Origin of the sequence: Ekhidna sp., from assembly GCF_039940915.1 — a bacterium.
Classification (GTDB): domain Bacteria; phylum Bacteroidota; class Bacteroidia; order Cytophagales; family Cyclobacteriaceae; genus Ekhidna.
Map to the genome: position 1 here is coordinate 837560 of NZ_JBDVFO010000003.1, position 21852 is coordinate 859411.

At 40.6% G+C, this 21852-nt stretch carries 17 protein-coding genes; 8 read left to right on the top strand and 9 right to left on the bottom strand.

The window, feature by feature from the left end:
- Positions 1-33: 33 nt before the first annotated feature.
- Genes ABJF57_RS18670 through ABJF57_RS18680 form a run of 3 tightly spaced genes read right to left on the bottom strand, consistent with a single transcriptional unit; the run spans position 34 to position 5840 of the window.
- Positions 34-1155, bottom strand: a complete 1122-nt coding sequence (locus ABJF57_RS18670) for a SusE domain-containing protein (protein ID WP_462232861.1) — start codon at positions 1153-1155, stop codon at positions 34-36.
- Positions 1156-1165: 10 nt separating this feature from the next.
- On the bottom strand, positions 1166-2770 hold the full coding sequence (locus tag ABJF57_RS18675; protein ID WP_462232862.1) for a RagB/SusD family nutrient uptake outer membrane protein: 1605 nt from the start codon (positions 2768-2770) through the stop codon (positions 1166-1168).
- A gap of 4 nt (positions 2771-2774) precedes the next feature.
- Positions 2775-5840, bottom strand: a complete 3066-nt coding sequence (locus tag ABJF57_RS18680) for a SusC/RagA family TonB-linked outer membrane protein (RefSeq protein ID WP_462232863.1) — start codon at positions 5838-5840, stop codon at positions 2775-2777.
- Between the two features lie 211 nt (positions 5841-6051).
- Here ABJF57_RS18680 and ABJF57_RS18685 point away from each other — a divergent pair, with 211 nt between their 5' ends.
- From ABJF57_RS18685 to pfkA, 7 genes are all read left to right on the top strand, one after another.
- Positions 6052-7071: a LacI family DNA-binding transcriptional regulator gene (locus tag ABJF57_RS18685; protein ID WP_462232864.1), complete on the top strand. Its 1020-nt coding sequence runs from the start codon at positions 6052-6054 to the stop codon at positions 7069-7071.
- A 134-nt stretch (positions 7072-7205) separates the two neighbouring features.
- Positions 7206-9605 carry a glycoside hydrolase family 31 protein gene (locus ABJF57_RS18690; protein WP_462232865.1) on the top strand — a complete coding sequence of 800 codons (2400 nt, stop codon included), beginning with the start codon at positions 7206-7208 and terminating at the stop codon, positions 9603-9605.
- Positions 9580-11904, top strand: a complete 2325-nt coding sequence (locus tag ABJF57_RS18695; RefSeq protein WP_462232866.1) for an alpha-amylase family glycosyl hydrolase — start codon at positions 9580-9582, stop codon at positions 11902-11904. Before ABJF57_RS18690 ends, ABJF57_RS18695 begins: the two co-directional genes overlap by 26 nt.
- 6 nt (positions 11905-11910) lie before the next feature.
- Positions 11911-13245 (top strand): alpha-amylase family glycosyl hydrolase, encoded by a 1335-nt coding sequence (locus tag ABJF57_RS18700; RefSeq protein WP_462232867.1) that lies wholly within the window; start codon positions 11911-11913, stop codon positions 13243-13245.
- Positions 13246-13256: 11 nt separating this feature from the next.
- Positions 13257-14786 (top strand): MFS transporter, encoded by a 1530-nt coding sequence (locus tag ABJF57_RS18705; protein ID WP_462232868.1) that lies wholly within the window; start codon positions 13257-13259, stop codon positions 14784-14786.
- 12 nt (positions 14787-14798) lie between these two features.
- Positions 14799-15764: an ROK family protein gene (locus tag ABJF57_RS18710; RefSeq protein ID WP_462232869.1), complete on the top strand. Its 966-nt coding sequence runs from the start codon at positions 14799-14801 to the stop codon at positions 15762-15764.
- A gap of 11 nt (positions 15765-15775) precedes the next feature.
- The gene (pfkA, locus tag ABJF57_RS18715) at positions 15776-16747 is read left to right on the top strand and encodes a 6-phosphofructokinase (protein WP_462232870.1); all 972 of its coding nucleotides are present in this window, start codon (positions 15776-15778) and stop codon (positions 16745-16747) included.
- Here pfkA and ABJF57_RS18720 read toward each other — a convergent pair.
- The 6 genes from ABJF57_RS18720 to ABJF57_RS18745 form a co-directional block, all read right to left on the bottom strand.
- Entirely contained in the window at positions 16744-17121 is a 378-nt protein-coding gene (locus ABJF57_RS18720; RefSeq protein WP_462232871.1) for a hypothetical protein, read from the bottom strand. The two genes, pfkA and ABJF57_RS18720, sit on opposite strands and share 4 nt — an antisense overlap.
- Positions 17122-17145: 24 nt before the next feature.
- A complete protein-coding gene (locus tag ABJF57_RS18725) occupies positions 17146-17475 on the bottom strand; it encodes a tetratricopeptide repeat protein (protein ID WP_462232872.1) in 330 nt (109 codons plus the stop codon).
- Positions 17476-17576: 101 nt separating this feature from the next.
- Positions 17577-18551, bottom strand: coding sequence for a beta galactosidase jelly roll domain-containing protein (locus ABJF57_RS18730; RefSeq protein ID WP_462232873.1), 975 nt, complete (start codon positions 18549-18551; stop codon positions 17577-17579).
- A complete protein-coding gene (locus ABJF57_RS18735) occupies positions 18548-19045 on the bottom strand; it encodes an aspartyl protease family protein (RefSeq protein WP_462232874.1) in 498 nt (165 codons plus the stop codon). The genes ABJF57_RS18730 and ABJF57_RS18735 overlap by 4 nt, the downstream gene beginning before the upstream one ends.
- 111 nt (positions 19046-19156) lie before the next feature.
- On the bottom strand, positions 19157-19840 hold the full coding sequence (locus ABJF57_RS18740; RefSeq protein ID WP_462232875.1) for a response regulator transcription factor: 684 nt from the start codon (positions 19838-19840) through the stop codon (positions 19157-19159).
- Complete coding sequence (locus ABJF57_RS18745; protein WP_462232876.1) at positions 19837-21399, bottom strand: sensor histidine kinase; 1563 nt, start codon at positions 21397-21399, stop codon at positions 19837-19839. Before ABJF57_RS18745 ends, ABJF57_RS18740 begins: the two co-directional genes overlap by 4 nt.
- 26 nt (positions 21400-21425) lie before the next feature.
- On the opposite strand from ABJF57_RS18745, the gene ABJF57_RS18750 reads away from it, so the two are divergent.
- Positions 21426-21833, top strand: coding sequence for a DoxX family membrane protein (locus ABJF57_RS18750; protein WP_462232877.1), 408 nt, complete (start codon positions 21426-21428; stop codon positions 21831-21833).
- Positions 21834-21852 lie beyond the last annotated feature (19 nt).

Here is a 21852-nt window from a genome sequence, read left to right on the forward strand (position 1 = left end):
TCTTACGCTTTTTTTATTATAACTAACTAATACTTAATCGTTTTCAATCATGAAAAATCTACCCGAGATATCATTGAACCATACATCGTAGGTTCCTGGTTTGGCTCCAAGTGCCGCAGATGTACCGCTCTGTATCGTTTGTCCTGCAGGCCATCCATTGTTTCCATTTGATCCGCTGGTGCCATAACCTAGATCAAAATTATCGTCAGGTCTAAATTTGAAAATATTATCTGTAAATACGACATTCTCCAATTTCCAGATGTGCGGGTCAAAAGTGGACTGAACCATATCCAGTTCACTTCCATCGTCCCAACCTCCAATGGCATCTCCTATGATCCCCATGGCAGTGTATGTAGCATCTCCGCTAGCATCGTAGGTTGCAATTGTATAGGCGCTTGTACTTAGGTTAAAAGAAAAGTCATAATAACCTTCGGGCATATTCCAAGTTGGAGCATTATCGGAAAGGTTTGCAACTCCATTGGCGTTGTTTGGTTGGCCGTCTCCAGGCCCCCACTGTTCTGCCCATGAGCCTGGAATGACAATTAATTTCCATTCTCCGCTGAATCGTCCGCGATAATAATATTGCTTCGGATTAGCCGCATCAGGAAATAATGAGCCAAATGTTCCAGCATTGTCCCATCCGGCAGCAGTACCCGGCCCTACAAAGTAAAGTGGATCGGGAATAGCAGCGAAAGTTGTTACAACCCGTGTGATGACGTCAGAGTAGACCGCTGCAATGGCTGGGTTAGTAGCCACAGATTTTAGCCTTAAGTAAAAAGTTACTTGTTCGTTGACAGGGTATTCTGCAGCAACAAGGAAATCATTCAATGTGCTATTTGTGATAGCAAATTCAGTCATCCTTGTTGTAATGAGATTGCTTATGGTTCCTGAGAAGTCCTCAGTCGCAGATAGCTCCAGCGTATAATTAACTGCAATATCTACTCCATAAACTATGGGATCCCATTTGAATACTTCAAATGTATCTGCCAGCGTTTCTAACGTAATTACTTTGGCGTCAGCAGTTGCTGCACTAGTAAACGATGCTGGAGTTGAGACCGCATTGTCTGCATCCAGTATCGGTCTTTCAATATCTTCTTCGCAACCAAGCACTACGATCGATAGTGCTAGAATTGATAGTATTATGTTGTTCTTCATTTTCATAATTTTAATATCCATCGCTTGGTTTTAAGTTTGGATTGGCGTTTAAATCCTTAGCTGGAATAGGGAAGTAATCTCTTTCTGGTCCGGTCGCTGTTCCGTTTAATAAGTTCGCATCACCTCCTTTAAGAGGCCATGTATACGCACCTCCACTAAAGATCCCAAATCTGATAAGATCTGTTCTGCGATGAGATTCCCAGTATAATTCCCGTGCTCTTTCATCTATGATAAAGTCAAGAGTTAAATCACCAAGGGCAATATTCCCGCTATTATCTCCATAGGCTCGCTCCCTTACATCATTGACATATCCTAGCGCAATGGTCGCATCAGTATTAGCTGCGTTTCTCAAGAAAAGTTCTGCATACATCAAATAAGCATCGGCAAGTCTAAAGATTGGATAATCCGTATCAACAAATTCATTGCTAGCGCCTGGATTTCCGCTTCTGTCTACATTTTTAAATTTAGTGATTGCATACCCTCCGCCTTGGAACGAGCCAAGGTCAGTGATTTCTTTTCCACCTTGAGAGTCCACCCAGAAATTCGCTCGATTATCTATTGCAGCATCTTCATCAAAAGTATCGTCTACATTGTCATCCATGAATTTATCCACGAACGTAGATGTGGTACGAATACCTCCCCAGCCTCCAACACCAAATTCCGATCTAGGCATTGTTCCTCCGACTGAAGCATTGGCAAAAAATGCGGATCCACCGTAAGATGTTCCTGCTGTTCCGTCTTGAGCAACTACAAATATTAGTTCAGTTGACTGATCATTGTCTGCCAAGAAAAGGTGATCGTAATTTGGTTCAAGTCCATATGACGAGTGAGCAATCACGCTGTTTGTATAGGCAGCAGCTTCATCGAAGCGAGCTGTACCTGTATAAACTTGAGCGTTCAGGTAAAGCTTAGCCAAAAGCATTTGTGCTGCACCTTTGGTAGCTCTTGGATAATAGGTTACATCACCTGGATCCGGTAAAAGATCCTCTATAGCCAGCAATTCAGACTCAATAAAATCAAACGTCTCCTGAGGAGTAGCTTGCTCAGGAAGAAATGCACCAACCCCGTCTTCGTCAGTAATTAGCGGGATGGTTCTGAATAGATCTAGCGCATGCCAATAGCTGAGTGCTCGAAGAAATCTAGCTTCAGCAACATATCCCTGAATGGTGGCATTTTCGGAGCTACTTGCCTGTGCAACGAATGCGTTTGCATTGGCGATTTGATAGTAGAATCTTGAAAACAATTCGCCCATGGGGAAGGTATTTGCTGTCCACTGATGATTTTGAAAGTCTCTGATGTTCAAATCACCAAAGTTGGAGCCAACAAATGCTTCCTCTGTGGACAAAACTTGATGCCACTGATACATTCTGAGATATCCTGTAGCCCCCTCATCGGGGGTGTTGATATCGCCAGCACCTGCAGGGCCATCATTTCCCGTTAGATAAAGACCTCCATAAATTTTTGCTAAGGCTTGCTGATAAGCTTCTGGCGAATCAAAAAAATTAGCAGAGGTCGAAGCGTCCTCATCGATAGGCACTAAATCCAGATCTGTACAAGAGATAAACCCTGCTACTACTGGTATAATTAATATTTTATTGAATATTTTTTTCATCATCTTGTTATTTGAAATTGACGTTCAACCCTAATGTGAATACGCGTGGACGAGGATATATATTATCATCAATTCCATCCGCAACTTCAGGATCTAAGCCTGAATAATTCGTGATCACAAATGCATTTTGAACAGTGAAAGAAACATTTGCAGAGAATCTGTCATTGAGGAACTTCTCCAGAGAATACCCTACAGTAATGTTGTCCATTCTAAAGAATGAAGCATCTTCCAGGTAGTAATTCGACAACAGGTTGTTTAGGAATCCTGTCCCAACGAAACGCGTATCAAGAACTGATGAATGAATATTTCTGAGCGTATTGTTTGTATACAGTCCATTGATGTTCCCATTTGCAGAGGCAATGTTGTGATACACATAGTTCCCAGTTTGATATCTTCCATTCATAGTAAGACTTACTTTTTTATAGGATACGAATGAGGAGAAGCCCATAAACATGGTAGGATCAGGGTTTTTGGATCTAACACGATCTGCATTTGTATACTGTCCGTCTCCGTCCTGATCTACATACACCCCCTCAATAGGGTTGCCATTAGCGTCATACACTTGTTGTAACAACCAGAAAGTACTTCTGTTAAATCCAACGCTGTTAATTTGAGCGACATTACCTGTGCCACCGCTAATTCCGCCAGTTTCATTACCTAAGAAATCAGGGTCATTGGAATTTGTAAGCCTAGTGATTTCGTTTGTGTTTCTGGTCAGGTTGAAACCAAGATCAACTCTCCAGTCTGCATTGTCGACTACTATGCCGTTTAATGCAAACTCTAAACCATTATTCTCAAGGCTTCCAACATTCGTTAGAATCCTGTTGCTAAAGTTAGTTCCCGCAGGAATGTCAATGGTATTTAGGAGATCAGTTGTTTCTCTCTTATACCAATCGAATGAACCATTGATTCGTCCATTCCAGAAGCCAAAATCGACTCCAACATTGATTGTGGTAGTTTCCTCCCACTTCAAATTAGGGTCGAAAGCTTCGAACCTTGCCACATTGATGAATATTGGATTCCCATTGCCATCTCTTCCTAGTTGATACCTCGCGTCATCTTCGCCTATGGAGATTCTTGCCAAAGCAGGGTAGGACTCTCCAATGTTTTCTTGAGCGGTTACACCGTACCCAGCTCTTATTTTAAGATCAGATACAATATCAACATTAGTTAAGAAAGACTCGTCTTTGATTCTCCAAGCTAATGCAGCAGAGGGAAAAATACCCCACTGATTATCTCCAAGGAATCTACTGGAGCCATCTCTTCTTACGGTTACTGTGAGTAAGTACTTTTCCTTAAAATCGTACTTAAGCCTTCCATAGAATGAGATCAACTTGTTTTCAGAAGGATCTGGATTGATGGGCTTGGTTGTTACTGATCTGATAATGTCTGTTTCATAACTGCCAGTTTCTCTGAAGAAGTATTGATAGGAATAACCACCAATTACTTCGAATCGACTATCCAGACCTGGCAATTCTTTGGCATAATTCAAGTAGAATTCGAATAAATCATTTTGATACTGATTATCGTATTTATTGATTTTACCATAGATAACATTTCCAGCGAACAGTCTTCTCTCACTTTGAGCAAGCGAATCAACTACTTCCAGACCGTCAGTTGTGGTTCGATCGGTTGCTAGATTCAAGTTGGCAGAAAGACCCTCAATCGGAAGTTTGTAGTTGAAATTAATGTTACCAATGAACCTATTTACTCTGGAGTCATTATTGGTTTGCTCGAGGAGGCCTACCGGGTTTTTAGGTGCGTTGTTATCAGGAATCAAGAACCCTGGATCAGTTGGAATCAATGATTGTCTGTAGAAATAGTAGCCTCCAAATGGTGATTCAGAATCAAATACAGGTTGTGTAGGATCAAATGTAGCTGCCGACCCAATAACACCGTCATTGGTAAAACCATTATTTGTTTGACTTCCTTTTAAGTTGATACTCACTCTTAGGTCATCATTTAGAAAAGATGGATCAAGACCAAGAGAAATTGAAGTTCTCTCGAACGATGATGTCCTAAGTATACCTTCTTGGAAAAGGTATCCGGTTGAAACTCTAAATGGAACCCCTTTGAAAGCTCCGGAAGCTGAAATATTGTGATTTGTCCCCTGCGCCTGTTGATAAACTTCATTCTGCCAATTTGTTTGAGTGGAACCTAATAGGGTAGCTGCAACAGGTGAAATATCACCATTGCCTGAACTCTCATTAACCAGACTGGCAAATTCCTCAGGAGTTAAATTGTCGGCAATCTCCGGGAGTGTAGATAATGAAAATTGAGCCGAATAATTAACAGAGATACCCGCTCCGACTTGACCTCTTTTGGTTGTAACCAAAATAACCCCATTAGAAGCTCGAGCACCATAAATAGCAGTTGCCGATGCATCTTTTAAGACTGTAATCGTCTCTATGTCCTGGGGATTGATGGTGCTTAGAGGATTTCTAATCCCTCCAATTTCATCCGTAGTTAATGGTACTCCATCTACAACGATTAATGGATCATTACTGGCACTTAGTGAAGATCCGCCTCTTATTCTTATCTGTGCACCACTTCCAGGCTGACCATCCGAACTCGTTACGTTCACCCCGGCTATTCTACCAGTCAATAAACCTTGTGGGGTATTAATCTGTCCTTTGTTGAATTGTTTTGAATCAATAGCCGTGACAGCCCCAGTAAGATCACTCTTTTTGGTTGTACCATATCCGACAACTACAACTTCGTCAAGTTGGCCATAGTCTTCAGACATTATGATGCTTATCGTGTTTTGAGCATTAACATCAATCTCTTGTGTGGCAAATCCCACATACGTGAACACCAAAGTGGCTCCGCTTGGAACCGATAGTTGATAGTTCCCTTCAATATCAGTAACAGCTCCATTGAGTGTTCCTTTTATCAGCACATTTACTCCGGGAAGTCCTTCGCCTGAGCCATCCGTGACCTTACCGGAAACGGTCAAATTTTGAGCGGAGGCGGAGGCGATAGCCAGTGCCATTATAAGCACGTAGCTCATAACCTTTTTAAGCCTGAATTTTGGCTTAAAAAGACCACCTTTTTTAAGGTAATTTTGATCCATATTACTAGGGTTAATTTTTAAAATTATTTCACCAAATAGACTCTCAAAAAGCAATATTTTCAAAAGCCACTTTACCGAATTTTACGAATTCATAAATTCCAAACAACACTTTAGCGAAGTTTTTACGGACTTTTTTTTCTGCAAACGTTTGCGTTTCAGACTTTTACAACAAGGGTGAACCGGAATTAGCTCATTTAGCTATCTTTCTTTCATGAAAAGGCAGACAACAACCATTAAGGACATAGCAAGAGAATTGGGTATATCACCATCAACGGTTTCGCGTGCCCTGAAGGACCATTTTGAAATCAGTGAAGAAACTAAGAAAGCCGTTAGGCGTGTTGCAGAAGAATTAAACTATCAGCCAAACTCTTTGGCGCTTAGTCTGCGGTACAGTAAATCGAATACGATCGGAGTGATAATTCCGGAGATTGTACACTTCTTTTTTTCGACAGTTATCAGTGGCATTGAGGATATAGCTCAAAGCAGGGGCTACAATGTAATCATTACCCAATCCAATGAGTCGGTGGAAAGAGAGATGGTGAATATTCAAACACTTTTTAATAATCGCGTAGATGGAGTTCTGGTATCACTTTCCAAAGAGTCTTTTGACTACACGCATTTTGAAGCGATGATGCAAAAAGGATTACCCATTGTATTTTTCGACCGAGTGGCAGATAGCATTGAAACCAGCAAAGTGACCGTAGATGATTTTTTAGGTGGATATCAGGCTACTGAGCATTTGATCAAACAGGGTTATAAAAAAATTGTACACTTAGCGGGACCTGAAAATCTTGATATCACCAACGAAAGACTAAGCGGATTTCGAAAAGCACATGAAGATGCGGGTGTTGCTTTGGATGAGAATCTGATAATTTATAGTAAAGCATCTAACGAGAGTGATGCATATGCTGCAACTTTTGAACTATTAAAGTCTGAGAAAATAGACGCATTGTTCGCATCGAATGATCTTGCTGCTATGGGAGCGATCAAGGCCGCACAAAAACTTGGAAGAAACGTTCCTGAAGATTTTGGGGTAGTAGGATTTAGCAACTGGCAATTCACCGCACTTACAAACCCTTCCATTTCTACCATTGAGCAACCTGGGTTTGAAATGGGACAGCACGCAGCGGAATTACTGCTAAAACAGATAGAGAGTGAGGAGGGAGTTGCATATGAAAAGATGAAATTACCAACGACCTTGTTAGCACGAGATTCCTCCAGAAAATCGTAATTCTTTTACAAAATCTTCATTATCAGGAGCTTCCGCAACCGTTTGCGTTGTTTTTTTTGAAATAAACCTGCATTCTCCTCTAATAATATTCATTAATTTGAGCCTATCGCACAACTTAATGATGAGGAAAGAATATGTTGGAAACCGTCAAAAGTGAGAAAAAAAATAGAATCGTTTCTGGTGGAATTTTTAAATCATTTACGAATCATAAATACGGTATAGAGTTACAATCAGATCTCTATACCTACCGGATTACTTTTTACAATAATCGCACTGTTCGTGTACATCAATTCGAAGGAGAGGAAGATGTTAATCCATATTCTGTTGTACAGCAGCCTATGGAAACCTCGTTCTCCGTTGAGGAGCATGAGAACTCGCTGGTCATCACTTCCGATGCCTTGGATATTGCAATTAACAAGTCCCCGATATTATTCACTTTCCTTGATAAGAGTGGCAAGATTTTGAATGAGGATGATGCTGGTTTAGGCATGCAAACGCAGGGCGAGCAAAAAACAGCATACAAAAAGCTGCAGAAGGATGAGCGCTTTGTAGGGTTGGGTGAAAAAACAGGCCCCCTTGATCGGAGAGGCAAGGGCTATCAGAATTGGAATACTGATCATTTTGCGTACCACATTGAGGCAGATCCTCTGTATGCCTCAATACCCTTTTACATTGGTATACATGGGGAGAGTAGTTATGGAATTTTTCTAGATAATAGCTACAAGAGTCATTTTAATTTCGGTGCTTCAAACAATCGTTTTTCGAGCTTTTCCGTTGATTCTGGTGATTTAAACTACTATTTTATTGCAGGTTCAGTTATTGAAATCATTGAGTCTTATACCTCGCTCACTGGTCGAATGACCTTACCGCCGATGTGGAGTATTGGATATCAACAGTGTCGATACAGTTACTATCCTGATACGGAAGTATTGGATGTTGCGAAGAAATTTAGAGACAAAGACATCCCTGCTGATGTCATTGTGCTGGATATCCATTACATGGATAAATACAAGATTTTTAGTTGGGATAAAGAAAGATTTCCTCACCCTGATCAAATGGTCGATCAATTGAAAAAGATGGGGTTTGAGGTAGTGGTTATTTGCGATCCCGGTATAAAAAAGGAAGACAACTATTCACCTTATACATCTGGAAGAGATGAAGATGTATTTCTGAAATATCCAGATGGAGTTTACTACGAGGGAGAAGTTTGGCCAGGATGGTGTCACTTTCCTGATTTCACTAAGCCAGAAAGTCGTGACTGGTGGAAGGAGATGATGAAAAGCTACACTGAGATAGGGATCAAAGGTTTCTGGAATGACATGAATGAAATCGCAACGTGGGGACAAATGCTTCCGGATAATATTGAGTTTGATTTTGAGAATGAGGGAGCTACAACCAGAAAGGGGCGGAATGTTTACGGTCTCCAAATGGCGAAGAGTGCCTACGAAGGAGCTAAAGATAACCTGAACGGAAAACGTCCTTTTGTCCTCACAAGGGCTGGTTTTGCTGGTGTCCAGCGCTACAGTGCGTTATGGACTGGAGACAATGTTGCTAATGATGAACACATGCTTTTGGGTGTTCGCATGGTGAATAGTCTGGGTCTTTCAGGAGTGCCGTTTTCTGGATACGATGTAGGAGGTTTTGCGGGAAATGGCCAAAGTAACTTATTTGCCCGATGGATTCAGGTAGGAGCTTTCTCACCTTTCTTCAGAGGCCACTCCATGATTAATTCCCATGATTCAGAACCATGGTCTTATGGTGAAGAGGTTGAAGAAATATCCAAAAACTACATTCGTCTTCGCTACAAATTATTGCCCTATATCTACGGCGCATTCTTAGAGGCCTCCGAAAGAGGAACGCCGATCACCAGGAGTCTTTGCATCGATTATACCGATGATGAAAAAATCTACGATGCAGATTTTGAAAATCAATACTTGTTTGGAGCCAATATCTTAGTAGCCCCACTTGCGAGCGATCAGCCGTTTGGTAAAGTATACTTGCCGAAAGGTGAATGGTACGAGTTTTTCACAGATGAAAAGTTGCCTGGAGGAAAAGAGATGATTCGCGAGTATGCATTGGAGCATTTACCGTTATTTATCAAATCGTCATCGATCATCCCCATTTATTCAGAAGCCAAACAAAACTCAAAAGACATTGGGGAGCAATTGGAATTGCATGTCTACAACGGCTCAGAGCATTCTGAGATTGACTACTATGAAGATGACGGAGTTTCCTACGAAAATGAGACTGGAAATTATCACCGAAGGAAAATAGTTTTTAATCCTACTGAAAAGACCGTTTCTATGGAAGAGGCAAATGGAAGCTATAGAAGCCGAATTAAATGTCTAAAGCTTGTATTGCATGGTTTCGGAGAGTTGGAAGTGGATCAGTATCTGAAAGAGAGCTACTCTTTCGTTCAGCCGATTTCAAATTTTGATCCATTCGAAAAAGATAGAAGAGACAACCTCAAGTCTGAAACTGTATTTACAATTGAAAAAGACTATACCAATGAAGAAGTGGTTTTTAGTTGGTAGCATACTTGCTCTTTTTGCGGCATGTGAGCCAAACATTCTTTCGACGCATGAAGCATCACTAATCTTAGGGAAAGCAACACCAATCAAGCTCGACTTGGATGTGACTGAAATTCCAATTTCAGACTATGTAGTTGATAAGTCCAGAGTGGATTCTATCTCAACGGATGGCCCCTTTACAGTCAGTGTAAAAAACAACTTTTTGTCAATTGCGGGTAAGCCTCAAAAACCACTCTACAATCTCACTTTTTGGTCTGAAGGAATAGGAGAGAGCGTGCTATTGGAGCGCACTAAAAAGACAATGTATTCATTTGTTTACGAACCGAACGGAAATGAAAGAGAGGTTAAGATCAAGGGGGATTTCAATGCATGGAATCCGAATAACACGGTTCTTGATAAAAAAGGAAACAACTATTCGACCTATGAAATGCTGAGTCCTGGTACGTATCAATACCTTATGGTTGTAGATGGTAGAGAGTTACTTGATGCGCTGAATCCTGACTCAACGAGTAATGGGATGGGCGGATGGAATTCGGTGATTACCATTTCGGGACCTGATCCAGATAAGACACCTTCAATAAAGACCGATAGTTATCGTGGCAACAAAATCACTTTGAAAAGTAATAACCCATTGGAAAAAGTTTATGCTTATTGGGAAAACACCTTATTGCCTGAGGAGGGCATATCAATAAAAGGAGAGACCATTCGCGTGATCATTCCAGAGAATGCTGGCTCAAAAGATAGATCGACCATTAGACTTTGGGCTTATAACAGTGAGGGTGTTAGCAACGATGTATTAATTCCCTTAGAAAAGGATAAGGTGCTTTCATCACCTACACAGTTGAGCAGAAAGGATTATGAATCAATGATCATGTATTTCTTGATGGTGGATCGATTCAACAATGGGAACACCGAGAATGATCAACCGCTTAACATCCCCGAAGTACATCCAAAGGCAGACTATTTTGGAGGAGATCTTTCTGGGGTAACGCAAAAAATTGAAGAAGGCTACTTTACTGATTTGGGTGTCAACACAGTCTGGCTATCTCCAATCACGCAGAATCCCGAGGGTGCATATGGTAAATATCCAGAGCCAGAAACCAGCTTTTCGGCATACCATGGATACTGGCCGATCTCAAATGTGCAAGTAGATCATCGGTTTGGGACGGCAAATGAATTTCAATCGCTTGTGGATAAAGCGCATGATTCAGGTATGAATGTATTGCTAGATTATGTGGCAAATCATGTACATGAAGACCATCCGATCTATCAGCAAAATCCGGATTGGGCAACTGACCTCTATCTGCCCGATGGCTCACTCAATACAGAAAGATGGGATGATCATCGGCTGACCACCTGGTTCGACACATTCATGCCTACGCTTGATCTTTCAAGGATGGAAACAGTGGATCCAATGACCGATTCTGCTATGTTTTGGTTAACACAATATGGCATTGACGGTTTTCGTCATGATGCGACAAAACACATTCCTGAAATATTCTGGAGGACATTAACAAACAAGGTGAAGAAGCAAGTAGTTGCTGAAACAGGACAACCTGTTTTTCAAATTGGAGAGACCTATGGAAGTCACGAACTTATCAAAAGCTACATAGGAACCGGGATGCTTGATGCCCAGTTTGATTTCAATATGTATGATAGAGCAGTTTCTGCCTTTGCCGGAGCTGGTTCGCTTTCTGACCTTGCAAGTTCACTTAGAGAAAGCATTAAATATTATGGAGACCATAATTTGATGGGATACATCACGGGCAATCAAGATCGTCCTCGATTTATTTCCTATGCAGATGGCTCACTAGATTTTGGTGAAGATACCAAGCATGCAGGATGGAATAGAGAGATCAGCATTCGGGATACCGCAGCTTATCGAAAGTTGTCTTCATTAACGGCATATATGATGTCTATTCCGGGCATCCCATGTATTTACTACGGAGATGAGTATGGCTCGCCAGGAGGAAATGATCCTGACAACAGACGCCAAATGCAGTTTGATGAGCTGGATAAGCATCAGATGGCTACAAGAGAACGCACCAAGAAAATGATACAGATCCGAAACAGCAACTTAGCACTGATTTATGGGGATATCCAGATTTTGGAGCACGGTGAGCACCATCTGGTGATGCAAAGAGCATATTTTGGAAACAAAGTGATATCTATTTTCAACACCAGTGATCAAACTTTGAAGGTAGAGGTTCCTTCTAATGGACAAGCAAATTTTAATGGATCACTCAAAGGCGGAAGCGCATCGATCCCACCATATTCATTCGAAATGATTACTTATAACTAACCTGACATGAAAATATTTACGAACTCCTTGTTTTTGATTGCAGTACTTTTTTGTTCTTGCACAACACCCTCACAAAAAGAAACTGCCGTTTCAGCGGATGTTTCTTATCCTGAAAAAGCAAAGGACATGATCATCTATGAGGTGAATATTCGTCAATATACTCCGGAAGGAACCTTCAATGCGTTTGCTGATCATCTACCGAGGCTAAAGGATTTGGGTGTAGATATTTTGTGGATTATGCCGATTCAACCCATTGGAGAAAAGAATAGAAAAGGAGGACTCGGGAGCTATTATTCTATCAAGGACTACACAGCTGTCAATGCAGAGTTTGGAACATTGGAAGATTTTAAGTCTTTGGTTGAAAAAGCGCATAATCAGAATATGATTGTCATCTTAGATTGGGTTGCCAATCACACTTCATTTGATCATGCATGGACAGAGATCGTGGGATACCACAATACAGACTCTATGGGAAATGTGACATGGCCAGATGGTACCGACTGGACAGACGTAGCTGACCTCAACTATGAAAATATGGATATGCAAAATGAGATGATTGCGTCTTTAAGGTATTGGGTGAATGAAACAGATATTGATGGCTATAGATGCGATGTAGCAGGATTTGTACCCATGGATTTTTGGAATCGCGCCAAAGATTCGTTAGATGTGGATAAAGACCTGTTTATGCTTGCTGAGTGGGATGAGCCGAAGATGCATGAAGATGCTTTTCACATGACATATGGTTGGGGACTTCACCATTACATGAATGGTGTGGCAAAAGGAGAAATGAATGCAGATTCTTTGATTGCCTTCGTAAACAAAGATTTGGAAAGATATCCTTCGGATGCGATTCGTATGAATTTCACAACCAATCATGATGAGAATTCATGGAATGGAACTGTTTTTGAACGATTTGGGGATGGCCACCTGGCGTATGCCGTATTTGCATTTACGGCTCAGGGAATGCCGCTTATCTATAGTGGACAAGAAGCTGGCCTGGATAAAAGGTTAGTTTTTTTTGAGAAGGATACCATTGACTGGACAGATATAAAGTATCAGAAATTTTATAAGCAGTTGATAGATATTAAGCATGACAATAAAGCATTGCATAATGGTGAGTATGGTGGACAGCCTCAATTCATAGATACCAATAACTCCATGGTCATTGCGTACAAGCGAGTCAAAGACGAAAGCGAGGTTACCGTAATTATTAACCTTTCAGGAGAAAATCAAACAATCACGCTTCCCGAGTCTACTTCTTTTGTTGATTTCTTTTCTGGAAAGACAATAACGTCTTCCACGAGTGAATTGCCTGCCTTCCAATACTATGTCGGATCTTAAATAGTTTAATTATGAGTAATGTTTCTTTAAGCTCAGAAAAGCCTAGATTAAGTTTCTGGCAAATATGGAATATGAGTTTTGGATTCCTTGGAATTCAATTTGGCTTTGCACTTCAAAATGCGAATACCAGTCGAATTTTTGAAACACTAGGAGCTGATACTAAAAACCTGGCTTTTTATTGGCTTGCTGCACCAGTTACCGGACTCATCGTTCAACCTATAATTGGATATTTAAGTGATAGAACCTGGCATCCAAGGTGGGGTAGAAGACGTCCTTTCTTTGCAATAGGAGCTATTTTAGCAACTTTTGCATTGATCTTCATGCCCAATTCACCCACATTATGGATTGCAATTGGAATGCTGTGGATCATGGATGGATCCATCAATGTTAGTATGGAGCCCTTTCGAGCTTTCGTTGGTGATATGCTTCCGCCTGATCAGCGGACTAGAGGGTTTGCAATGCAAAGCTTTTTTATTGGAGTGGGTGCAGTTGTGGCTTCAGCTCTGCCATGGATCTTTACAAATCTTGTCGGTGTAAGCAACACCGCACCGGAAGGCGAGATTCCTGATTCAGTGAAATGGTCTTTTTATGTGGGAGCGATTGCATTCATTTCCGCCGTAATGTGGACTGTTTTTACAACGAAAGAGTACCCACCGTCTGAGGAAGATCTGAAAGAATCAAAAACTCCACCTCCATTAAAGATCAGATTTACACCTCGTCAATACATGCTTCGAGGATTAATATTGATAGCCATCGGGACAGCATTGGCATCCTGGTTTACCATTGAGTCATTTGATCCTCAATTATATGTTTTGTGTGGCATCTTCGGGTTGTTTGGCTTTTCATATGCCATTGCAGCTATTTTCATGGATAAAAATAAATACCACAACGGATTTGTTCAGATTGTGCGTGATTTCCAGAACATGCCGAAGACAATGGTCCAACTTGCCTATGTGCAATTTTTCTCCTGGTTTGCATTGTTCGCGATGTGGATCTACAGTACATCCGCGGTAACATCACATATTTATCAAGCCACTGATGCAACCTCGTCGGCTTACAATGATGGTGCTGACTGGGTCTCGCTTTTGTTTGCAGGGTACAATGGTGTTGCGGCATTTGCAGCACTGGCGTTACCATTGTTGGCAAAAGTTGTAAGTAGAAAAGTTACCCATATGATTGCGCTAACATGCGGCGGTGTTGGCTTAGCTTCGTTCTATTTTATTCAAAATCCGATGTGGCTCATCCTATCCATGGTTGGCGTGGGTATTTCATGGGCGAGTATCCTTTCCATCCCTTATGCGATGCTATCAGGATCTCTTCCACCTAAGAAAATGGGCTATTATATGGGGATTTTCAACTTCTTCATCGTGATACCTCAAATAGTGGCAGCAAGTATTCTTGGTTTTTTGGTAACAACTTTCTTCAGTAGCGAGTTTATCTATGCGATTGTAATTGGAGGAGCCTCTATGATCATTGCTGGAGTACTCTGCCTGAGGGTAGATGATCAAGATGAAGTTGTAATGAAGCAAGGAGAGGCTTAAATTCGGGACTAAATGACGAAACTAGCCATTGGCATAGATATCGGTGGAACAAATTCCAAGTTTGGAATAGCCGATAGAGACGGAAATATATTAGCTCAGTCGAGAATCAAAACTCAGCAATTTGCTGATTATGCATCTTTCCTTCGCACAATGAAGCAGGAAATAGAAAAGATTCATCCGATTGATGACGCAATAGGTATAGGAGTTGGCGCACCTAACGCCAACTATTACAATGGGACAATTGTAGATCCCCCTAATCTTCCCTGGAAGGGAGTATCCAAATTTGCTGAAGAAGCAGAAAAAGTCTTCGGATTAAAATGTGTGCTTACAAATGATGCCAATGCAGCGGCATTGGGAGAGATGGTTTATGGTAAAGCAAAGGATATGAAAGACTTCTTGGTCCTTACCGTAGGAACGGGTCTTGGAAGCGGAATTGTAATCAATGGAGATTTGGTTTATGGCAAGCACGGGTTTGCTGGCGAACTGGGACATACATTAGTTAATGCCAATGGACGATTTTGTGCATGTGGAAAGCGAGGTTGTCTAGAAACGTATGTGAGTGCCACCGGAATTAGAAGAACTGTATATAAACTGTTAGCGGATTACACCGAACCAAGCATGTTGAGGTCAATCAGTTTTGATGATCTAAGCACACGAACGATTACTGAAGCAGCAGCAAAAGGAGATAAAATTGCCATCGAAGCATTTAAATACACAGGTAGAGTATTGGGTATGAAATTATCAGACTTTGTAGTTCATACTGATCCTGAAGCTATATTTTTGTTGGGTGGACTAGCTAAGGCTGGTGATCACATCTTTACCCCGGCTCAAGAGAATATGGAGCGTTATTTAATGCCGCTGTTCCTTGATAAAAAGATACAACTACAACCCTCAGGACTCAAGGACGATGATGCGCCGATTTTGGGAGCATCAAGCCTTGTTTGGAAATATTTGTCCGGACCTACCGGAGCGATTTAATTGATAATGGAATGAAAAATATAGGAGTATTTACATCGGGAGGAGACGCACCGGGTATGAACGCATGTGTGCGTGCGGTAGTTAGATCAGGTATCAGCCTTGGGCTAAATGTGTATGGCATTAGATATGGATACAATGGAATCATCAGTGGTGACATGTATTTAATGAAATCATACTCAGTCAGCAATATTTTGCAAAAAGGGGGGACGATTTTGAAATCTGCCAGGAGCGAGGATTTTAGAACAAAGGAAGGAAGAAAGAAAGCCTATGAGCAGCTGAAAGCAAAAGGAATAGAGGGGCTTGTGGCCATTGGTGGAGATGGAACGTTTACCGGGGCTAATATTTTTTATGAGGAATATGGTATACCTACGATAGGAGCTCCTGGCACAATTGATAACGACTTGTACGGTTCAGACTACACCATTGGATTTGATACTGCGGTAAATACTGCGCTTGAAGCGATTGATAAGATTCGCGATACAGCTAATTCACACGACAGAGTATTTTTCATTGAAGTGATGGGACGGCACTCCGGATACATAGCTATTCATTGTGGAATAGGAGGTGGAGCTGAGTTGGTGATGGTGCCAGAAACTTCAACGACTATTCAAGATGTAATCGATACACTTAATAAAGGAAGAGATAAGGAAAAAACTTCTGCAATAGTGATTGTGGCGGAGGGTGATGAACAAGGAAATGCGCATGAAATTGCCAATAAAGTAATGACTAAACTTCCTAAATTGGATATTCGGGTATCCACATTAGGTCACTTGCAAAGAGGAGGTTCACCGACATCATTAGACAGAATTTTGGCGAGTCGCCTCGGGCTAGCCGCAGTTGAAGGATTAATTAATGGGAAATCCAATGTCATGGCTGGTATAATTGACGACAAGGTGACTTATACGAGCTTTAAACTTGCAATAAGCAAAAACAAGCCCATTAGCAATGAGCTAATGCGCTTGGTAGAAGTAATGAACAACTAGTTTAGAGGTATTATAAAGGAGGGCGCTTGAAATTGTTTCATTCTTTTCCTTCTTAGATCTGGCTTAGGAAATGAGATTTTGGTTTCACTCGATTTCGCCTCATTTATTAGATAATTGGGAATATGAAGTGTCTCAGTATTTGTTCGAATTCGCTCAAATAAGAGATTTGAATTGGTCATCTGAATGTCTACTGTCCTGATTCTCTCTTGATCGAAACTTTGCTCGCTAACGTATGAAAGCATCAAGTCCTGGGGAGTTGAAAACTTCTTTAGCATTTGTCCACTGGCCGAAAAAATGGACATCGCATAGATCATTATAATAAGTGCGAAGAGGAAAATGCCTTCTATTATTCTGCTCATTGTTCTGGTTTTCATGATCTTAGATGTTTGAGTTTATTTTTATTTCTGGTTGTATGACTCTGGTCGGTTCTTTCTTGTCTTCAAGAATGATTTCGTGAATTGAGGATCAATTTCAACCGCGCGTCTCATATCTTCAGCTGACTTTACAAGTTGGTTTGAGGCTCGGTATGCCTTTGCTCTTTTAATATAGCCTAATGCGTGTTTAGGGCTTTCTTGGATGGCTCTTGAGTAGAGTATTATTGATTCTTCAATGTTCTGTTTGCTAAGAGCAATGTCTCCTTGCTTAATCCAGTAGTTGGAGGTGTTGGCTTGCGCAGAGAATATCAAACTTACAAAGATGATATGTAAAGCTATTTTTTTATAAAGCATGACTATTGTTTTTGATAGTAATACTTTAATTAACGATAATGACTTTTTTCAGTTTGCTTTTTTGGATTAATAAAACTTATGGAATGTATAAGCGAATTGATTCACTTAGCTGATTTCTTCGACACTTGTGTGGTAAGTCCTATTGGCCCCTCATATATACCAGCATCTATACCAATATCTTCGACCTGCACCGCAATGACATTGTTGCCTTCTTGTTTAAGTAGTTCTTTAGGGATTTTGTAAATCCTAAATTCTTGATAGCTATTACTCTCTCCAAAAGGTTTGTAGTCTTTTGTTCTTCCTACAAGTTTCCCGTTTACATAGGTGTAGTCAAAGTCATCGATTTTGCCTAATACCATGTAAATATCTTGATTCTTCAGATTGTCTGGCAAAACGAATTCCTTTCGATACCATCCAAATCCATTGGAGCGTTTGATATGTTTACTCCTCCAAAAACTTGGAACAACAATATTATCCCATGCATCATCTTTGAATCCAACTTGCTCCCAGAAGGGTTTACGCTCTGTGGTGAATTTCCATATTCCTTCCAATGAGTAAAAAGATTTTTCAATAGTGGCGTTAAAATAGATTCCGACGTTCCCTTTCACAATCCCTCCATCTTTTACCAGGTCATAGACCTTTACTGCCAAGACATTCTTACCCTCACGATTAATTGTTTTCTCAGGGAGAGGGTACTCATTTAATGCATCATATGCTGTGTAATAATCGGGGGGGAATGATCCTTTAAATCCAATGAGGGTTTCATTGAGGTAAGCTTCATGAACATCGTCTATATAGCCAAGATTTACGAAGAGATTTGAAAATCCTTTTAAATCTGCGCCATCAAAAGTGAAGCGATACCATGCGAATCCATTATAATTGGCAAAACCTTCATTTTCCCAGGCTGACGGAACTTGAATTTCCTCCCAATTAGAATCATCATAATCGATAGTTGAATATTCTTCCCGATCACCAATAGTGAATCTCCAGTCTGTAGCCAGGTTTAAAACCTTGGCTTTTTGACCCATCCCGAGAAGAGGCAAGGTAATCAAAAGAAGAAGAGTAATCGATTTCATCGTGCAGCTAATTTCCGCTTAGTTCTACTATCTACCAAGATAATATGCCTTTGATTATAGTCTATGATGCAGTTGTATTTTGCCAGAAGGTCTGAACCCATTATTCCGCTTATTTTGATATTCGTTTTGGCTTCTATTGTTCGAATAATCTCTGAGATATTTAAGCTGTAAAATTCACTATGGTCATACTTTTGACCAAAAATCACCCGCGCATTTTTTACTTTCATGACCGCCGTTTTTCCTCCATTAAATCCTATTGCTCGTCGGTGATCACCATAAGCTTTAGCTTCTTCTAACTTGTATCTTTTCAGATCCGAGGTGTTAATAATTGAGATATCCGAACCTGTATCTACCAGGAAATATCCTTTTTTCCCGTTGATGTCGGCCTGTACGATGGGCTTCTTGATACTTTTCATTTTTATGTATTCAACCTCTTGACTAAAAAGTGAGATGGAAATGAGGAAAAGTGCGATAGTGGTTCCAAGTGCTTTCATTCTGAATCTTGTTTTGGGTTGTTGAAATTTGTGATGTAAATCAACTAAGCCAATTATCAGCAGATGTCACCCTGAGGTAAAGGAATGTAAAAAGTTGTCACGAATAGGGGATTATGATTGAATCAACTTATAACCAGTACCATGAACAGTAATTATGAGCTTCGGATTTGATGGATCTTCTTCGATTTTTTGCCTGAGCTTCACAATGAAATTATCAACCGTGCGAGTCGTGGGCTGCTCATTATATTGCCAGACATTTTTCAACAGTTCCTGTCGATCAACGATCTCATTTGCATGGTCGTGTAGGTATTGAAGGATTTCGAACTCTTTATGAGATAGCTTCTCTTCTTGACCATTTTTGATCGCTTCATATTTTTTAAAGTCTACGCTGAGCAGGCCAAAAGTGAAATCGGTTTGGTCACTTACAGGTTTGTTTCGTCTCAAAATTGCCTTGACTCGAGCTGTCAGCTCCCTCACAGAAAAGGGCTTTTGTACGTAATCATCAGCACCCATCTCAAGGCCAAGTACTTTATCAATTTCCTCACCTTTTGCAGTCAGAAGGATGATAGGTGTTTCGTCTCCAGACCTTCTTAGTTGCTTACAGACTTCCAAACCACTCAGTTTTGGCATCATTACATCTAAGATGATTAGATCAGGGGTGACAGTTTTTAGTATCTCCAAAGCGTCTTGGCCATCTTGGGCTTCAGAGACAGAATAACCTTCAAATTCAAGGTTATCCTTCAGTCCTCTTCGCATATTGGGTTCATCATCTACGACCAGTATGTGTTTGCTCATGCTTTCGGAAATTTAAGCGTGAAAGTGGTTCCTTTGCTCAATTCACTCGTTACTGAAATTTCAGCTTGATGTGCTTTGACTATTTCTAGCACAAGTGAGAGTCCTAGACCGGTTCCCTTTATGTTATGAACATTTCCACCTTCTACACGATAAAACTTGTCAAATATATTTTTTTGGTGCTTTCTGTCAATGCCCACACCTCTGTCGATGATTGTTAAGAAATAGGATGATTCATCAAAACTTGATTCGATTTTAATTTCTTTCACATCCCCACTATACTTCATAGCATTGTCTATTAAATTGATCAATACCTCTGAAAAAGCCTCAGGGTCGGCATTTATTTTTACAGATTCTTTAAGGTCCAGTTTGTAGTTAAAACCCTTGTCAGAAAGGTGATAAGAATATGAATTGATTACTTCATTGACTAAATCATCGGGGTTGATGATTTCGAAATGGTAAGACTTTTTGCCTGCATCAATCTGACTAAATGAAAGAATTTTATTCACAATGTTTTTAAGTCTAGCAGACTCCTTTGAGATGATTTCATAGTATTCTTTTTTCTTCTCATCTTTCACTCTATCCAACAGCAGCGTTTCGTTGAACATGCTAATGAGCGATAGGGGAGTTCTGATTTCATGAGAAACATTCGCAATAAAATCTGCTTTCGCCTTGTTGAGTTGCATTTGCTTTCTCAAGTTCCGAATTACCAACACCATGCCCAGTAGAATCACCAACACCATGATCCCGAGCGTTATTAGATTTCGTTTGGTTCGATAAGCTATTATGTCTGTAACTGACTGTGTTTGCAAGCTCACTGCAATTTCATAGCCTACTACTTTGATGAGGGTTTGAGTTTGAATTATTCCTACAGGTGCTTTCTCTGAGGAGTATACTAGCTGATCGGTATTTACATCTCGCACGGATACATTGATTTTTTGGGTGGTGATTTGTTGAATTTTTGGTGCCAATAAATCTTCTACAAAGGCAACTGGATCAATGAATACTAGACAAGGCGTATGCTCACCAACAACTATAAGACTCATTTGGAGGCTTCCAGTGTTTGATGGCTGTCCAATCACCTCTTGCTTGATGTAGTCAGTTGCTTTATATCTAATAAGCCTTTCTATGACATCTTGATTGGACTGAAAGACACTGTCAAGATTTAATTCTCCAAGCTGAGTCTGGTCATTAAAATCCACCAGCGCAACTGAATTGGCACCGGGTTGAAGTGCAATCAAATCTATGGCGAGATTACCTTTTATCGCATTGGGCAGACGTAGCGCTTCAATACCTCCTTGACTGTAGGTGTAATCAATCTGTTGTATATAAAAATCAAATAAATCAGCAGAGTACTGATTAATGCTAAAGATGATTCCATCTAGTTGCTCTCGATACACTTCCTCAAGCGTTTCCTCATTTTCGTTGAGCGAGGAAACCTCTATCGCGGAAAATATCGCGATGGGAAGCAAAACTGCCAGCATTAAAATGAGCACAATGTTTCTGACCGATGAAGACATAAAACGAAGATAAAGAATCAGTACTATTGTTTGCTTTTTCATATCTTAACTGCTCGATCAAATGACTTATGAAAACACTGATACTTTCCGCTCCTGTTCTTTGCCTGATTCTACTAGCCATTCTATTCTTACAGTCCGGTCTTGATAAAGTCTTTAATTATAAAGGGAATAAGGAATGGCTCACCGGTCATTTTGCTAAAAGCCCCTTAAGAAATACTGTTGGACTGCTTATGCCGCTTATTACCTTATTGGAGCTTGCTGCAGGTATCCTCAGCGCCGTAGGAGTGGTAATAATACTCGTCGATGGCGATGCAACCGTTGGATTGATCGGTGCTCAGCTTTCAGCTTTGTCCATTTTGGCCTTATTCTTTGGTCAGCGAATAGCTCAGGATTATGTAGGTGCGGCAACACTTACCACATACTTCATCATCTCCATCATGACCATTTACTTGTTGTGGAACATGATAACAATATGATCTTAAAATTCAATTGACC